Genomic DNA, 15,425 nt, shown 5'->3' on the forward strand with positions numbered 1-15,425 from the left:
TCTTAATTCGCATATCGACAGGTCTTATTGGCCCGCCAGCATCCAGCCAGCGGCCTTTTCTGCGATCATGATCGTGGGTGAGTTGGTGTTGCCACTTGTGATCTCTGGCATGACAGAGGCATCGACCACGCGCAGGCCGGCCACGCCCTTCATGCGCAGATGCGGATCGAGAACGGCGGTTTCATCGTCCTCGCGGCCCATCTTGATCGTACCAACTGGGTGAAAGATCGTGCTGGCAATGTCGCCTGCCAACCGGGCCAGTTCCTCATCGGTTTGATATTGGATGCCCGGTTTGAATTCTTCTGGCTCGTAAGCTTCCATAGCGGGCTGAGCCATGATTTCGCGCACCTGCCGCAGGCTTTGGGCGGCCACTTTCCGATCTTCGTCTGTGTCCAGATAATTGGGCGTGATCTGGGGCGGCTGACGGAAATCCGAAGACGCGATGCGGACATGCCCACGGCTGGTCGGGTTCAGGTTGCAAACACTGACGGTGATAGCGGGGAAATCATGCAGGTCTTCACCAAACGCCTCAAGGCTCAGCGGTTGGACGTGGTATTCGAGGTTGGCGTGCGGGCGTGCCGGATCCGATCTGGTGAAAGCACCCAACTGGCTGGGCGACATGCTCATCGGGCCCGAGCGTTTCAGCACATATTCCAGACCGATCTTGGCCTTACCTACAAGGGAATTGGCCAAGGTGTTCAGCGTCTTGGTGCCCTTGACCTTGTAAACCGCACGGATTTGCAGGTGATCCTGCAGGTTTTCGCCCACATAGGGCGCATCCATCACCACATCTATCCCATGCTCTTTCAAAAGGGCCGCCGGACCAATCCCCGACAGTTGCAGGATCTGCGGTGAGTTCACGGCACCTGCCGACAGGACCACCTCTTTTGAGGTCGCGACCGCAATGGTTTGCCCTTTGTGGTGAACGACCGCTCCGGTGCAATGCAATCGACCGTCTTCGCCTTTTTCAAAGGTCAGCTTCTCGACCTGCGCCTCGGTCCATATTTTCAGGTTCTGACGCGACTTGGCGGGGCGCAGAAACGCCTTGGAGGTATTCCATCGCCACCCCGCGCGCTGGTTGACGTCGAAATAGCCCACCCCGGCATTGTCGCCTGCGTTGAAATCATCGGTCTTTGGAATGCCGTTTTCGACCGCAGCATCGGCAAAACTGTCCAGAACATCCCAGCGCAGACGCTGTTTTTCGACCCGCCATTCACCGCCATGTCCATGCAGGTCGGAAAACCGGCTGTTGTCGCCGGTGTGCGGGTCGGCGCCATCGTCCAGCTTGTAGTGGTTCTCATGAGCCTTAAAGTCGGCCAGCGAGTTTTCCCAACTCCAGGCATCTTCACCGGTAAGCTTGGCCCAATTGTCATAGTCGCGGGCCTGACCCCGCATATAGATCATCCCGTTGATCGACGAGCACCCGCCGAGCGTCTTGCCGCGCGGATAAAGCAGGCTACGTCCGTTCAAACCTTTGGCTGGCTGGGTCTTGTACATCCAGTCTGCGCGCGGGTTGCCAATGCAGTAGAGATAGCCAACCGGGATGTGTATCCACGGATAGGTATCGGGCTTGCCCGCCTCAAGCAGCAATACCCGGTTCTTCGGGTTAGCACTTAGCCTGTTGGCCATCAGGCACCCGGCCGATCCGCCACCAATCACGATATAGTCGAACCTGTTTGCGCCGTCAGACATGTTCGTCTTCCACCTGTTCTGTCGTTTCGTTGCCAACTGTGCCGCGGGCGGAGCGATGAACCGTCTTGGTTCGTGCTGACCTCAGGCAAGCCGGTTTTGATGATCTCTGAAGCGCGCTTACAGAAAAAGCTAATGACAATTCGCACAATGCCATATTAGTAAATTTTATATGGACCGGTTTTCGAATATTAACACCATTCTGGCCTTTGTGACGGTGGCCCGTGAAGGCAGCGTTTCACGCGCAGCCGAGGTGTTGAACCTGACCCAACCGGCCATCAGCCATCAGATCAAGCGTCTTGGTGAAGAAACGGGGCTTACGCTGTTTAACCGAACGCCAACCGGGTTGCAGATTACCCATGACGGGGCAGCGGTGTTAGCGAAGGCGCAAAAAGTCCTCGATGCAGTCAGTGACTTCCACCGCAGCGCCCGCCAGCGCGTCGGTCGCCTGAGTGGAAAACTGACAATCGGCACGATCGTCGACCCGGAGTTCATTCGGTTGGGCCGTCTGTTGGCACATCTGCGCGCCGAGCATCCGGGCATCGAAACCGAACTGGTACATGGGGTCAGCGGAGACATCCTGACATGGCTTAGACGGGGTCGGGTCGATGCCGGGTTCTACCTGTGTGGGCCCGATGACCTTTCCAGCATCGGGTCGGACGGAGGCGATCCGGTGCACGCCCTAAAGCTGGCCGATTTCACCTATCGCGTGATCGGGCCTGCTGGTTGGCAGAAGCAGGTGGAAAGCTCCGACTGGTCTTCGCTTGCAGCCCTGCCTTGGATTGGCACCCCCGAAGCCTCTGTCCACCATCGCCTTCTGGCCAAAGTATTCGAAAGTCAGGACAGCCGCCCGAACGTGGTCGCCTTGGTGGATCAAGAAGCTTCGATGCTTGAAATGGTAAGATCCGGCATTGGCCTGAGCCTCTGCCGCGACTCCATCGCGCTCCATCAAAAACAATCCTTCGGACTTGCTGTCTGCAATTCGGTCTCAGTTCCTGCTTGCCTGTGTTTCGTGGCGTTGGAACGGCACAAGGATAGCCCGATGATAGCTGAGACATTCGACCTGCTGCACCGGTCCTGGTGAACTGGTTTTCAGAAGCGGCACAATGACTGACGTTGAAGCTGTGGCGGTTATCGAACCGCCCTGATCAGATGAAAGACCTTTTAGTCGCAAAAAAGGCAACACCTCGCCAATTTCGCCTCACTTCCCATATCCAGTACATAGGCTGACTTTCTGTTCAGACGGCGAAGCCACCTGTTCTCGGTAGGCTACCGCGTAGCGAACGTGGGGAGGGGCGAGGCAGCGCTATTCTAGAATGGTGGTGTGGCAAGCAGGCGCAGCTTAGGACAAGGCGCAGTTTATTAGGGTCGCTCGAAAGGGAAGTCAGCGCCTTAACCACAAACAGAAGAACGTGGTACTGTTACACGCTGGGTCAGTCGCCCAGCGGCTGCGGGCCTGTCCGCCCATGATAGGCGGTGAGGGATGCCCGGATCCGCCGCAGGTTCTCTTTGGTCTCGTCCGTCATCTCTTGCGCCACGGTCATTGCCAGTGCATCGACGATGGCAAGATGGGCGTATCGGGACGCGGTTGGTTTGTAGATGTCGCTGTCTTCCGGCAGGTCGGTCAGCAGGGCGATTTTTGAGGCATTGGCCAGTCGCGTATTTGGCCGGGTGATGCAGATCGTTGTTGCCCCATAACCGTTGGCGACCTCGGCGGCGGCGACGATTGCGTCCGCTTCGCCGCTGGCTGAGACCAGAAAAAGCACATCCTCGGCCCGCAGAGACGCGGCGCGCATTTGCAGAACATAGCTGTCATTGGTGAAAAAGGACGGGATACCCAGCCGGAAAAACCGGTTGGACGCTTCCTGCGCGACGAAGGACGAACCGCCGCCAATTCCGGAAAACAGGATCTGGCGCTTGTCCAGACAGGCATCTCGGGCCGCTTCCAATGCGTTTGTATCGACCTGACGGCGCATGGTCTCCATGGTTGTGAACATGGCGCCAAGCACCTGATCGATGGCGGTATCCGCGTCCGATCCTGCGTTACCGGGGTTGCCAAACAGGTATTGCGCGCTGACGGCGATGTTCTGCGCCAGACGCAGCTTGAAATCCCTGAACCCCTCGCAGCCAAGGCTGCGGCAGAACCGGACGACCGTTGGCTTGCTGACCGCGCATTGCTCGGCCAGATCGCCAATCGCCATGGCGCTGATGTCGTTCAGGTGCTCTTTGACATAGTCCGCGACCTTCTGTTCCTGAACGGCCAGCTTGATCTGACCGCTGTGCAGGGCCGAAATCAGATCCACAGCGCCCGAGCGCCCTTTGTGGGGCGGGAATTCGTTCTGGCCGGAGAGTTGGTCGTCGTTCGGCACGGTTTGGCCTTTCTGCATTTTCATGAAACTTAGTTACACAATTTCTTGTGAGCAAACAAGAAATGCCGGAAGATCAGGGCGGATACGCCGATTATTCGTAACTAAGTAACATTTTCTCGTTGATTTGGCGTCGATTCCCACGCAAACTGAAACTCAGTTACAGATTCGCGATCTTGGGAGGGATGCGAATGTCCAACTGGTTTACCTACGCAAGCGCGCGGATAAACTCTGTCATCGAGGGGATCGTTGCAGCGCTGATGCTGGCCCTGGTTCTGGATGTCTGGCTGGGTGTCATCGACCGCTATTACTTTCACTGGCAATTGCCGTGGCCCGAGGTGTTGGCGCGGTACCTGATGATCTGGGCGGCGCTGCTGGCGGTGTCCTCGGGGATTGCGCGGCGCGATCACATCGGGCTTACGGCGTTTGTCATGGTGCTGCCGCGCCCGGTTCGGCGTGTCCTTCTGATCGTGATGGACATTCTGGCGCTGGCCCTGTTCCTGTATGTCGCCTGGTTCGGCATCAGCTTTGCCCAAAGCGGAGCGCCGAGGCAGGCCATGATCTTCGGCGCAAGCCTTGCCCCGTTCTATGCAGCCATTCCTGCGTCAGCGGCCCTGTCGGCGGTGCAACTGGTGCTGGTCCTGTTTCGGGATCTGGGCACTCAGATCGACGAACCACCTTTTCCCCATGAGGTGGAGGATATGTCGTGATCGTCGCCGTCACATTTGTCGCCCTAATCCTGTTTGGAATGCCCATCGGGTTCGCCATTGGCCTGGCCGGGGTCGTGGGCCTGATCGACATGGGCGGCACCCAGTTTCTGGCCATCGGGCCCAGCAAGGTCTTCAACGGGCTCAACATCTTTCCCTTTCTCGCCATGCCCTTTTTCATTCTGGCGGGCGAGATCATGAACGACATCGGGATCACCAGCCGCCTTGTGAAGCTGGCGCAGGTTCTAGTGGGTCGGTTTCGCGGCGGGCTGGCCCATACGAACATGCTGGCATCGGTGTTCTTCGCGGGTCTGACAGGTTCGGCCACGGCGGATGCGGCGGCCTTTGGCCGGACGCTGGTGCCTGCCATGGTGAAAGAGGGCTACAGGCGCGACTATGCCTGCGCCGTCACGGCAGCGGGGTCGATCATCGGCCCGACCATTCCGCCCTCGGGGCTGATGGTGGTCTATGGCTCGCTTATGGGTGTGTCGATTGCCGGTCTATTCGCTGCCGGGGTCTTGCCGGGTCTGGTCATCTGCCTTGTGTGCATGGCAGTTATCGCCATTGGCGGCAAGCGCGAGAACCTGCCCAAAGCCCTGCGCGGTGCCACCCCGCGCGAGGTCTGGGAGACGTTCGTATCTTCGCTGACCGCTCTGGCGATGCCGGTGATCATTCTGGGCGGCATATTGGGCGGTATTGTTACTCCAACCGAAGCTGCCTCGATCGCCGTCGCCTACGCGCTGTTCATCGGTATCTTTGTTTACCGGACGCTGACGTTCAAAGGCTTCTACCGGATGCTGGTGCGCACGGCGCGTATCACCGGTGTGATCTTTGTCATTATCGCCTTCGCGGGCATTCTGGGCTGGTGGTTGAGCTTTGAGCGCATCCCGCAACTGATCGCCGAAACCGTTCTGGGCCTGTCCGACAACCGGTATGCCGTCATCGCCATCATCATCGGGCTGTTGCTGATCGTCGGCATGGTGATGGATATCACCGCGATCCTGATCATCCTCGCCCCGGTTCTGGTGCCGCTGACACAGCAGGTCGGGCTCGAGCCGATCCATGCCGGGATCATTTTCGTGCTGGCCCTGAATATCTCGCTGATGACGCCACCTGTGGGGGCCTGCCTGTTCGTGTTGTCCTCGGTCACGGGTGAACGGCTGGAACGGATATCGCTGAAACTCTTCCCGTTTCTGATCGCGGAAATTGGCATCCTCTTTGTCTTTGCCTTCTGGGAAGACGCGGCCCTGTGGCTGCCCCGGATGTTGGGCTTTGCCCAGTGACGAACTCATCAAAACCAAACCAACAGGAGAAGTAACATGAAGAAACTGCTCACAACCGTCGCGATGACAGCGACCATGATGGCCAGCACGGCGCTGGCCGAAGGTGGTGTCATCAAGTTCGGCCATGACAACAAGACCGACCCGTTTGAAAACCCGGCACATGCCTGTACGGCGGTGTTTTCGAACCTCGTGACCTCGGGCACCAATGGCAGCGTGTCGGTTGAGGTGTTTGGGTCGAACCAGCTGGGATCGGCAGCCGAGCATGTGCAGCAGGTGCGCGACGGGATCATTCAGGCGACGCTGACCTCGACCGGTGCGTTGGCCAGTTACTACCCGCGCATCGATGTGCTGAACCTGCCGTTTGCCTTCAACGGCAATGCCGCGACTTATGAGGTGTTCGATGGCGAATTCGGCGAAGCTCTGGCCGCCGATATCGAGGCCGAACTGGGCGATGTTGTCGTGCTGGGTTTCCCGGATACCGGAGGTTTCTTTGCCGTCACCAACTCGCAACGGCCGATCGCGGACCTGAAGGATTTCGACGGCATCCGTATCCGCACCATGACCCTGCCGTCACACCAGAAGATCGTGCAGGCGCTGGGGGCCGAGGCTTATCCGCTGTCCTGGGGCGAGGTCTATTCCGGGCTTCAGACCGGCGTGATCGACGGACAAATGAACCCGGTTCCGATCATCTCTTTCGCCAACTTCGCCGAGGTGCAGCAATACCTGACACTGACCAACCACCTGTTCTCGCCCTATACTTTCATGATCAACCGCGCGTTCTTTGAAAGCCTGTCCGAGGCTGAACAGGCCACGATCCGCACCGCCGCCGAAAACTGCGTCACCGCCAGCCGTGGCCTGTCGCGCATCATCGAAGCGTCGGACCGCGGGCTTGCGGGGCTGATGGACCAGATTCAGGTGACCGCGCTGAATGACGAACAGCGCGCCGCGATGGCCGCAGCAACGCAGCCCGCGTTCGAGGCGCATGTTCAGGAAAATCTCGACGACAAGGCCAATGAACTGCTGACCAGCTTCAAGGCTGCGGTCGATGGCGCCAACAGCGCCTCGTATCTCGACTGATCCTCCCAGACTGCCGGAGACAACCGGCAGCACCTTATGTCGGGGGCCGCGATACGGCCTCCGACCTCACCAGCGAATTGGAATGAACATGCGCGTCTTTTGTGCGTCCGTTGCGACCGAAACAAATACGTTTTCTCCCCTGCGCACGGATTTCTCGGATTTTGAGCAGAGCTTTTACGCACCACCCGGCCAACACCCCGAGACGCCAACCCTGTGCAGTGCCGTGTTCCCGGCATTGCGGAAACGGGCGCAATCCGGTGGGCTGGAGCTGATCGAAGGCACCGCCAGCTGGGCCGAGCCCGGCGGTTTGCTGAACAAGGAAACATGGCAGCGGCTAAAGCAGGAAGTGCTGGATCAGGTCAAAGCCGCGCTGCCCTTGGACGGGGTCGTTCTGGGGCTGCATGGCGCGATGATCGCCGAAGGGTGTCTGGATTGCGAAGGTGTGCTGATCGAAGCCATTCGGGATATTGTCGGGCCGGATACGGTCATCGGAGCCAGTTTCGACCCGCACAGCCATCTCAGCCGGAAACGGGTCGACAATGCGGATGTCATCACCGTGTTCAAGGAATTTCCCCACACCGATTTTGTCGAAGCGGGCGAAACCTGCGTCGACCTGACCCTGCGCGCGATCAAGAGCGATATCCGGCCCGTCATTTCGGTTTACGATGTCCGGATGCTGGATGTCCTGCCGACCAGTCAGGAACCCATGCGCAGTTTCGTGGACCGGATCAAGCAGATGGAGACCGAAGGCGAGGTTCTGTCGGCCTCGGTCATTCATGGCTTCATGGCCGGGGACTCGCCGGATTTGGGGGCCAAGATCATCGTGCTGACCGACAATGACCCGTCCAAGGCAGATCGCATCGCCCGTAATCTGGGGGCAGAGCTGTTTTCCTTTCGGGGCCAGACCAAGCCAGACTACCTAACCCCTGCCGAGGCCTTGTCCAAAGCGGCACAGGCCCCACGCGGGCCCGTTGTTGTGGCCGATGTCTGGGACAACCCCGGCGGCGGCGTGGCAGGCGATTCAACCCTGATCCTCGAACAGGCCATCGCGCGCAATATGACCTCGATTGCATTTGGCACGATCTGGGACCCGATGGCCGTACGCCTGTGTCACGCTGCCGGGGAAGGCGCGGAATTTGACCTGCGCTTTGGCGGCAAAACCTCCGCTCTAGCGGGCAACCCAATCGACGCCACGGTCAAGGTCCTGCGCAACCAGCGTAACGCAGTGCAAAGCTTTGGCGCATCCGTTGTTCCGATGGGCGATTGTTCAGTCATTCAACTGGGCGGGATTCAGGTGGTTCTGAATTCGAACCGCAGTCAGGCATTTTCGCCCGATCTGTTCACCAATCTGGGTATCGACATCTCGCAAAAGAAGGTGCTGGTGGTGAAATCGACAAACCATTTCCGCGGCGCGTTTTCCGACGTCGCAAGTGAAATCATCTATGCCGCCGTCGAAGGCCCCTATCCGAACGATCCGACCAAGACGCCCTACAAAAATCTGACACGCGCGATCTGGCCGATTGTCGAAGACCCCCACAAGGAGGCCGCAGAATGATCTTTCCCGAAATCGACACTCCGGCGGTTCTGATCGATCTGGACATCGCCGAGGCCAATATCGACCGCTTTCAGGCCCATTGCGCGAAATACGGGCTGGCCGTGCGGCCCCATATCAAAACGCATAAGCTTCCCTTGCTGGCCAATCGGCAAATGCAGGCCGGGGCCATTGGCATCACCTGCCAGAAGGTCACCGAGGCCGAAGCGATGATTAGTGAGGGTGGCATTGACGACGTGCTGATCACCTACAACATCCTCGGTGACACGAAACTGTCCCGCCTGCGCGCGCTGGCTGAGAAGACGCGCCTAACCGTTGTGGCCGACAACACGGAAACGGTAGACGGGCTGTCGCGGTTTTTCGCGGATACCTCCAAGCCATTGGGCGTGCTGGTGGAATGCGACACGGGTGCCGCACGCTGCGGCGTGACCTCGCCCGCGCAGGCGTGTGAACTGGCGCGATACATCGGGGACAAGCCCGGCCTGAAGTTCCGAGGTCTCATGACCTATCCGCCGGTTGGGCAGGAAGGTGCGGTTCAGGACTGGCTCAGCACCGCAAAAACCCGGATCAAAGAGGCCGGGCTGACGGTCAGTGTGATCTCGAACGGCGGCTCTCCGGGCATGTGGCAGGCGCAGGATGTACCGATTGCGACCGAGTACCGGATCGGCACCTATGTCTACAATGACCGCTCGTTGCAGGCGCGGGGTATCTGCACATGGGATGAATGCGCCCTGAGCGTTCTGACCACGGTGATCTCGGTTCCTGCGCCTGACCGCGCCGTGATCGATGCCGGGTCCAAAGTTCTGACATCCGATCTGCTGGGGTTGGAGGGGCACGGATATGTTTTGGGCCGACCAGACATTCTGGTTCAGGGCCTGTCGGAAGAGCACGGCGTTTTGAAGGCCGACAAGATCAACCTCAAGGTCGGTGACCGGCTTCGGATCATCCCGAACCACGCCTGCGTGGTCACCAATATGGTGGATCAGGTCGAAACCGTTCGCGGCAACCGTGCACTTGGCCCTTTGCCGGTCGTCGCACGGGGGAAAGTGCAGTGATGCGTTGGGGACGGCGCGATGCGTGACCTGATCTGTCTGGGCGAGCCCCTGTTTGAACTGAACGCCCAACCGGACGGCACGTTCCAAAGCGGCTTTGGTGGCGATGTCTCGAACGTGGCGGTGGCAGCAGCCCGGCAGGGTACTAAAAGCGCACTCATCTCGCGGGTTGGGGCTGATCACTTTGGCGAGCAACTGAGGGGCTTATGGTCGCGCGAGGGGGTGGATCATACCCATGTGGCGCAGGTCCCCGATGGTGAGACCGGCATGTACTTTGTCTTCCATGACGAAGGCGGGCACCAGTTCGTCTATCGCCGAAAGGGTTCTGCCGCGAGCCGGATGACTCCGCGCGATGTGCCCAATGAAGCCATCGCAAATGCCGGGATGTTCTACACCTCCGGCATCAGTCTCGGGGTGAGCGACGACCTGCGCGCGACAACGCAGCACGCCATCCGCACCGCGCGCGCTGCTGGTGTACCGGTTGCCATCGATCCCAATCTGCGCACCGCCCTGTGGTCGCTGGAACAGGCCCGCGCGGTCACACATGACGCAATGCGAAACTGCCGGATCGCGTTACCCGGACTGGACGACGCACGACAATTGACGGGTCTTCACAGCCCTGCGGACATCATCGGCTTCTACCATGATCTGGGGGCTGAAATCGTGGCCCTCACGCTGGGGTCGGACGGCGTCGCACTGTCACAAGGCGACGGTATCCACAGCTTGCCCGGATTAAAGGTCGATGCCGTAGACGCCACCGGTGCTGGCGACTGTTTCAACGGCATTTTCCTGTCCTCCTACCTGCGCACTAGGAACGCACTGACATCCGCCGAGCTTGCCAACCGCGGGGCCGCACTGTCGACCACGGGCTTTGGCGCCGTCGCCCCCATCCCCTACCCAGATGAGTTAACAGAAGGAATAACCTGAATGTCTGAGAAAACAATCCAACGCTTGGGCGATGACAAAACCGGAGCAGGCGGCCAGCCACTACCCTTTGCGCCCGCAGTGCGTGCCGGAGATTTCGTGTTCATCTCGGGCCAGGTCGCGATGAAGGAAAACGGTGAAATCGAACCCGGAGGCATCGAGGCGCAAACCCGAAGAACCATGGAAAACCTGATCGCCGCGTTGGCACTTGCGGATTGTACGCTGGACGATATCGCCAAGGTCGGCGTCTGGCTGGACGATCCACGTGACTTCTGGACCTTCAACAAGGTCTACGCGAGCTATTTCCCCAATGGCGGCCCCGCCCGATCCACTGTCCGCTCGCAAATCATGGTCGACGCCAAAGTCGAGATCGACGCGGTTGTTTATAAGCCGGTTGGGTGAACTGTAGACGGGCCAGATTGCAGGAAGCCGACGTTCACAATACCTTCGCTACTTTGGCGTCAAACTTGAAGATGCACTTGCAATCGCAAAAGCGATTAAAATTTCGCCAAACATGGATGAGCATTGGCACAAGAAACTGGGCGCGTCTGACGCGCCCGGTTTCGTCACGTCGCGACGTGCGACACATCCTTGTCAGGCGAGTATATGTCCAAGATGTTCCAGTGCCCGGTCGTTGGCGTCGGGTTGTTGATCATTGGCACGTCGAGCACGGTTGGCTTGCCGCTGGCGATTGCTGCTTCCAACGCGGGCAACAACTCATCAGCGGCGCTCAGCCTATGCCCTTCCGCACCATAGGCCCTCGCAATCTCGGCATAGCCCGGTCCGTTGGCGGGTGCGGCAGCTGATCCGGGGAAGGTTGTGCCATAGGTCAGACCGTAATGCGCCTTTTGCAGACCTGCGATGGTGCCGAAGGCGTTGTTGTTCATCACCAGCCAGATGATGCCCAGATCAAGTTCGACCGCCGTCGCCAGCATCGAGGGGTTTTGGCCGAAACCACCATCGCCCACCAGGCTGATCACCACGCGATCGGGTGCTGCCAGTTTCGCGCCGATCGCGCCCGGAGGGCCGAAACCCATCGTTGCGAATCCGCCCGGTGTCAGGATCGAACCGGGGGTCAGGATATCGAATTGCTGGCCAACTCCGTTTTTGTTCCAGCCAACGTCCGTGGTGATGATGGCGTCCTCGGGCAGGGCCTTGCGCGTATCCGCCAGAATGCGCTCGGGCATCATCGGAAAGGCTGCTGAGGTCGCCATGTCCACGTTGCGCGCTTTGAACTCCGTTCGGAAGTCAGCGATCTTCTGTTCCAGCACGGGACGGTTGAAGCCGTCGGGATACATCTCGCGGGCAACGCGGGTCAGAACGCGCAGCGCGGCTTTGGCATCTGCGACCACGCCGATCTCGGTGGGATAATTCCGGCCGATCTCCTGCGGTTCGATGTCGATATGAATGACCTTTGAGCCGGGAATGTTGAACGTATAGCCGGGATACCAGCTGGAACAATCAGCCTCTTTGAACCTTGTTCCTACGGCAAAGATGTAATCCGCATTCAGGCAGGACTGGTTCACCAACTCGGTGCCCCAAAACCCGGTCATACCCAGCACCAGCGGATGGTCGTCCCGCAATGCGCCCTTGCCCATCAGGGAATGCGCGACGGGCAGGCCCATATGTTCAACAAACTCGCGCAACTCCTCGCTAGCCTGTGCCAACAGGATACCGCCGCCGACATAAGCGACTGGGTTTTCGGCCTTCGCCAGTGCTTCGACAGTCTCTCGCGCTGTTTCATCGTCAATCGACGGTTTCTTGAGCGCGCGCGTGTTATTAAGGATACGGTCGAAACTGTCCGAGGGGATCACTTCAGAGAAGATGTCCATCGGCACATTGACCAGCACCGGCCCGGGCTGGCCGCTTTCGGCCAGATGGAACGCCTTTTCCAAGATTTCGGCCATCAGGTCCGCGCGATCCACCCGCCAGGCACGTTTGACAAAGGGGCGATAGATCTCCCACTGGGCCGCATCTGCGTGCAGGTTCACCTCCTGATGCGGGTGTTTACCATAGTAATGCGTTGGAATGTCGCCTGCGATCACGACCATAGGGATACAGTCCAAGGCCGCGTTGGCGACCCCGGTGGCACAGTTTGTCAAACCTGGGGAGAGGTGTGACAACACCACCGAGGCCTTGCCCGTCACGCGGGCATAAGCGTCTGCCGCGTGGCTGGCGATTTGTTCGTGCCGCACCGTGACGAAATCAATCGGGCTTTCGGCCAAAGCGGCCAGAACCGCGATATTCGTATGTCCGCACAGGCCGAATACATGTTTGACCTCACGGCGTTCGAGAAAGTCAACGATATGTTCGGCAACGGTTTTGCCTTCCAGTTTCGCTCCGTCCATCATGCGACCTCCTGCCCGTAGAACTCACCGAACAGGTCCGGTTCCGAGGGGCGATCCTCGGGGATCGGACGGCTGACCCAGGTGTAGTTCATCATGTGTTTCATGGTGACGTTTTCATTGGTGATGTTGCCGCCCCAGATGCCGCAGCCCAGGCTGCTGGTCATGGGCATACCGTTGGTCCATGCACCTGCGTTGGCCTTGGATTGCGGCTGCCGCACCATTATGCGGCTGACCGGAGCCAGACGCGCCAACCGGTCAATGTGATCGTCATTGTGGCTATAGATGCCGCAGGAATGTCCCTTGCCCCCGGTGTTGTAGATCTGGCTGACCGCTTCCAGCGCGTCATCGAAGGTGTCGAAATGATAAAGCGCCATCAGAGTGGTCAGTTTTTCCCTGGAGAACTTGTGCTGCGGCCCGATTTGCCCTTGATTTTCGACCATCAGAAACTTGCGATCTTCGGGGATCGAGAACCCGGCAACTTTGGCCGTTTGCTGCGGCGGACAGGCGATGGTCGGGAACGTGCGGTTGCCCTTTTCGTCCCACATGGCTGCTTCGAGCATGGCCTTCTCTTCGTCCGAACACAGGTAGCCACCTTCGGCTTCAAGCGCTTTGACCATATCGTCGTAGACCGAGCGCTGGATGATGATGTTGCCGTCGGCTGAACAACCGGACCCAAAATCAGAGGTCTTTGATATACGCGTGTTCTGCGCCGCGATATCCAGATCGGCTGTCTCATCGATGACGATGGAGGAATTGCCCGCGCCGACGCCATAGGCCGGACGTCCGGAACTGTAGGCCGCTTTGACCATGGGCTTACCGCCCGTTGCCAGAGTCAGGTCGCAAATCTCCATCAGATGTTGCGTCAATGGGATCGACGGTTTGCGAATGGATTGAAACAGGTCTTCGGGCGCGCCTGCTGCTCGACAGGCTGCGCGCATGACCTCGACCATTTCAAAGGTGGTGTGGGCGGTTCGTGGGTGTGGGCTGAAGATGACCGCATTCCGGGCATTCGCGGCGGACACGCCAGTCACCGGCGGTGTCATCGCCGGGTTGGTCATGGGGATCAGGGATGCGATCACACCGGCGGGTTTGGCGTATTTCACCAGCCCTTTTTCTTCGTCGACTTCGACGATCCCGGTCGACGGCGTGCGCAAGACATCACGCAGTACCATATGGATTTTGAACCGTTTCGCAGGGCGTCCTTCACGATCTCCGATACCGCTTTCGTCCACGCCCTGCTGGGCCAGACGGGTAAAGGTCTTCTCGTTCCCCGCATACCACGCAATGGCCTGAGACAGGCGGTCCAGCCTGTCCTGATCCCAATCCTCGATCTCGGCCATGGCAGCGCGGGCGCGTGCCAGCATGTCGCCCGCCATGTTGCGGTCGTTTTCAGTGAGCTCTTTGCCCATGGTGATCCTCTTGGTGTTTTAGAATGGCTGCATCGGGCATACGGCGCTGTGACCGCGCTGCACCGAATGTTCGCTTGGCGTGGCTGAGACAGCGACGCGCGTGTTCCTCATATCCCAACTCGGCAACGCGGCTTTGGTTGGGCAGTTCGATGGAATAATCGACGGGTGGCATCCGTTCGATGATGCCGGTGAAATCGATCCAGCCTTCGCCGGGATAAAGCCGCGCATCACGGGCCAGTTGGATCATGCCCTCGCGCGTATCGGCGATGCCGGGCAGGCAATCAGAGATATGCAGGAAGTGAAACAGGTCCGAGGGGACATGCAGAAGTTCACCCAAATCCACACGACTGAGGTGCAGATAGAGTGTATCGACCAGAATACCGCCATTGGGCTGATCGGAGGCGCGGACGATATCAAGTGCCTCGTCCAGAGTGCGCAAGCGGGAGAAGCTTGGGAATTCCAAGTCCACAGTTAGTCCATAGGGCGCGGCCAGTTCGCAGGTTTCGGAATAGACGTCGATCAGAAAGTCACGATCATCGCGGGTGTTGGTCCACGCGCTCATGATCATGCGCTTGGCGCCCAGCTCCCCGCCGATCTCCAGAGAAGGTTCAAAACTGCGCGGGTCAACATCTTCGGTGATGCGCGCAATCTCGATATCCAGAACCTTCAGGCCGGTGGTAGAAAGAGCAGTTTTGGTGGCCTGCACCTGCGCCTTGTCGATCGGGGATTGAGTGAATTCACCGGGCACATGCATCGGAATGAACCGGGGGCTGACGGCATCGTACCCGGCCCGCGCAGCGATATAGACCAGCTCGGGCGGCGTACAGCCAATCAGCGTCAGATGCGCCAAGGAATAGAGAGAGGGGCTTGCGCCAGCCTCTTCGGGTTTCACCATGAACGACAGCTCCACGTGTCTGCGAATCTCAAATTCATCACACGTAGTAAAAAATATATGATATTTTTAAAAATATCAACTTTTAATGCTGAGCAGAAAATGAAAACGCCCGAGCAATAGCCC

13 protein-coding genes are annotated in these 15,425 nt (G+C 58.9%); 8 read left to right on the forward strand and 5 right to left on the reverse strand.

Annotated features, from left to right (window positions below; genetic code table 11):
- Positions 1-24 precede the first annotated feature (24 nt).
- Positions 25-1,692 (reverse strand): GMC family oxidoreductase, encoded by a 1,668-nt coding sequence (locus ACR0KJ_RS08355; protein WP_480626413.1) that lies wholly within the window; start codon positions 1,690-1,692, stop codon positions 25-27.
- Between the two features lie 169 nt (positions 1,693-1,861).
- Between ACR0KJ_RS08355 and ACR0KJ_RS08360 the strand changes: the two genes are divergently transcribed.
- Positions 1,862-2,773 (forward strand): LysR family transcriptional regulator, encoded by a 912-nt coding sequence (locus ACR0KJ_RS08360; RefSeq protein ID WP_480626414.1) that lies wholly within the window; start codon positions 1,862-1,864, stop codon positions 2,771-2,773.
- Between the two features lie 349 nt (positions 2,774-3,122).
- On the opposite strand, the gene ACR0KJ_RS08365 is transcribed toward ACR0KJ_RS08360, so the two are convergent.
- Positions 3,123-4,082: a MurR/RpiR family transcriptional regulator gene (locus tag ACR0KJ_RS08365; protein ID WP_480582850.1), complete on the reverse strand. Its 960-nt coding sequence runs from the start codon at positions 4,080-4,082 to the stop codon at positions 3,123-3,125.
- Between the two features lie 164 nt (positions 4,083-4,246).
- Here ACR0KJ_RS08365 and ACR0KJ_RS08370 point away from each other — a divergent pair, with 164 nt between their 5' ends.
- The 7 genes from ACR0KJ_RS08370 to ACR0KJ_RS08400 all read left to right on the forward strand — a co-directional run bounded on the left by ACR0KJ_RS08370 (position 4,247) and on the right by ACR0KJ_RS08400 (position 11,052).
- Entirely contained in the window at positions 4,247-4,765 is a 519-nt protein-coding gene (locus tag ACR0KJ_RS08370; RefSeq protein WP_480626415.1) for a TRAP transporter small permease, read from the forward strand.
- Positions 4,762-6,045: a TRAP transporter large permease gene (locus ACR0KJ_RS08375; RefSeq protein WP_480626416.1), complete on the forward strand. Its 1,284-nt coding sequence runs from the start codon at positions 4,762-4,764 to the stop codon at positions 6,043-6,045. The genes ACR0KJ_RS08370 and ACR0KJ_RS08375 overlap by 4 nt, the downstream gene beginning before the upstream one ends.
- 36 nt (positions 6,046-6,081) lie before the next feature.
- Positions 6,082-7,122, forward strand: coding sequence for a TRAP transporter substrate-binding protein (locus tag ACR0KJ_RS08380; protein WP_170452967.1), 1,041 nt, complete (start codon positions 6,082-6,084; stop codon positions 7,120-7,122).
- Between the two features lie 88 nt (positions 7,123-7,210).
- Positions 7,211-8,677 (forward strand): M81 family metallopeptidase, encoded by a 1,467-nt coding sequence (locus tag ACR0KJ_RS08385; RefSeq protein ID WP_480626417.1) that lies wholly within the window; start codon positions 7,211-7,213, stop codon positions 8,675-8,677.
- Complete coding sequence (locus ACR0KJ_RS08390) at positions 8,674-9,729, forward strand: D-TA family PLP-dependent enzyme (RefSeq protein WP_480626418.1); 1,056 nt, start codon at positions 8,674-8,676, stop codon at positions 9,727-9,729. Before ACR0KJ_RS08385 ends, ACR0KJ_RS08390 begins: the two co-directional genes overlap by 4 nt.
- 18 nt (positions 9,730-9,747) lie before the next feature.
- Complete coding sequence (locus ACR0KJ_RS08395) at positions 9,748-10,653, forward strand: sugar kinase (protein ID WP_480626419.1); 906 nt, start codon at positions 9,748-9,750, stop codon at positions 10,651-10,653.
- A complete protein-coding gene (locus tag ACR0KJ_RS08400; protein WP_480626420.1) occupies positions 10,654-11,052 on the forward strand; it encodes a RidA family protein in 399 nt (132 codons plus the stop codon).
- Between the two features lie 164 nt (positions 11,053-11,216).
- On the opposite strand, the gene ACR0KJ_RS08405 is transcribed toward ACR0KJ_RS08400, so the two are convergent.
- Genes ACR0KJ_RS08405 through ACR0KJ_RS08415 form a run of 3 tightly spaced genes read right to left on the reverse strand, consistent with a single transcriptional unit; the run spans position 11,217 to position 15,302 of the window.
- The gene (locus tag ACR0KJ_RS08405) at positions 11,217-13,001 is read right to left on the reverse strand and encodes a thiamine pyrophosphate-binding protein (RefSeq protein WP_480626421.1); all 1,785 of its coding nucleotides are present in this window, start codon (positions 12,999-13,001) and stop codon (positions 11,217-11,219) included.
- Positions 12,998-14,407: an aldehyde dehydrogenase family protein gene (locus ACR0KJ_RS08410; RefSeq protein WP_480626422.1), complete on the reverse strand. Its 1,410-nt coding sequence runs from the start codon at positions 14,405-14,407 to the stop codon at positions 12,998-13,000. The genes ACR0KJ_RS08405 and ACR0KJ_RS08410 overlap by 4 nt, the downstream gene beginning before the upstream one ends.
- Complete coding sequence (locus ACR0KJ_RS08415) at positions 14,388-15,302, reverse strand: sugar phosphate isomerase/epimerase family protein (RefSeq protein WP_170521475.1); 915 nt, start codon at positions 15,300-15,302, stop codon at positions 14,388-14,390. Before ACR0KJ_RS08415 ends, ACR0KJ_RS08410 begins: the two co-directional genes overlap by 20 nt.
- Between the last annotated feature and the right edge of the window lie 123 nt (positions 15,303-15,425).

It is taken from the genome of Ruegeria sp. AD6, assembly GCF_056542325.1.

Bases quoted from the DNA above. Each gene is read 5' to 3' on its own strand.
- ACR0KJ_RS08410 (WP_480626422.1), bottom strand. From the start codon at position 14,407: ATGGGCAAAGAGCTCACTGAAAACGACCGCAACATGGCGGGCGACATG.
- ACR0KJ_RS08370 (WP_480626415.1), top strand. From the start codon at position 4,247: ATGTCCAACTGGTTTACCTACGCAAGCGCGCGGATAAACTCTGTCATC.
- ACR0KJ_RS08355 (WP_480626413.1), bottom strand. From the start codon at position 1,692: ATGTCTGACGGCGCAAACAGGTTCGACTATATCGTGATTGGTGGCGGA.
- ACR0KJ_RS08360 (WP_480626414.1), top strand. From the start codon at position 1,862: ATGGACCGGTTTTCGAATATTAACACCATTCTGGCCTTTGTGACGGTG.
- ACR0KJ_RS08365 (WP_480582850.1), bottom strand. From the start codon at position 4,082: ATGAAAATGCAGAAAGGCCAAACCGTGCCGAACGACGACCAACTCTCC.
- ACR0KJ_RS08405 (WP_480626421.1), bottom strand. From the start codon at position 13,001: ATGATGGACGGAGCGAAACTGGAAGGCAAAACCGTTGCCGAACATATC.
- ACR0KJ_RS08415 (WP_170521475.1), bottom strand. From the start codon at position 15,302: ATGGTGAAACCCGAAGAGGCTGGCGCAAGCCCCTCTCTCTATTCCTTG.
- ACR0KJ_RS08395 (WP_480626419.1), top strand. From the start codon at position 9,748: ATGCGTGACCTGATCTGTCTGGGCGAGCCCCTGTTTGAACTGAACGCC.
- ACR0KJ_RS08380 (WP_170452967.1), top strand. From the start codon at position 6,082: ATGAAGAAACTGCTCACAACCGTCGCGATGACAGCGACCATGATGGCC.
- ACR0KJ_RS08385 (WP_480626417.1), top strand. From the start codon at position 7,211: ATGCGCGTCTTTTGTGCGTCCGTTGCGACCGAAACAAATACGTTTTCT.
- ACR0KJ_RS08390 (WP_480626418.1), top strand. From the start codon at position 8,674: ATGATCTTTCCCGAAATCGACACTCCGGCGGTTCTGATCGATCTGGAC.
- ACR0KJ_RS08400 (WP_480626420.1), top strand. From the start codon at position 10,654: ATGTCTGAGAAAACAATCCAACGCTTGGGCGATGACAAAACCGGAGCA.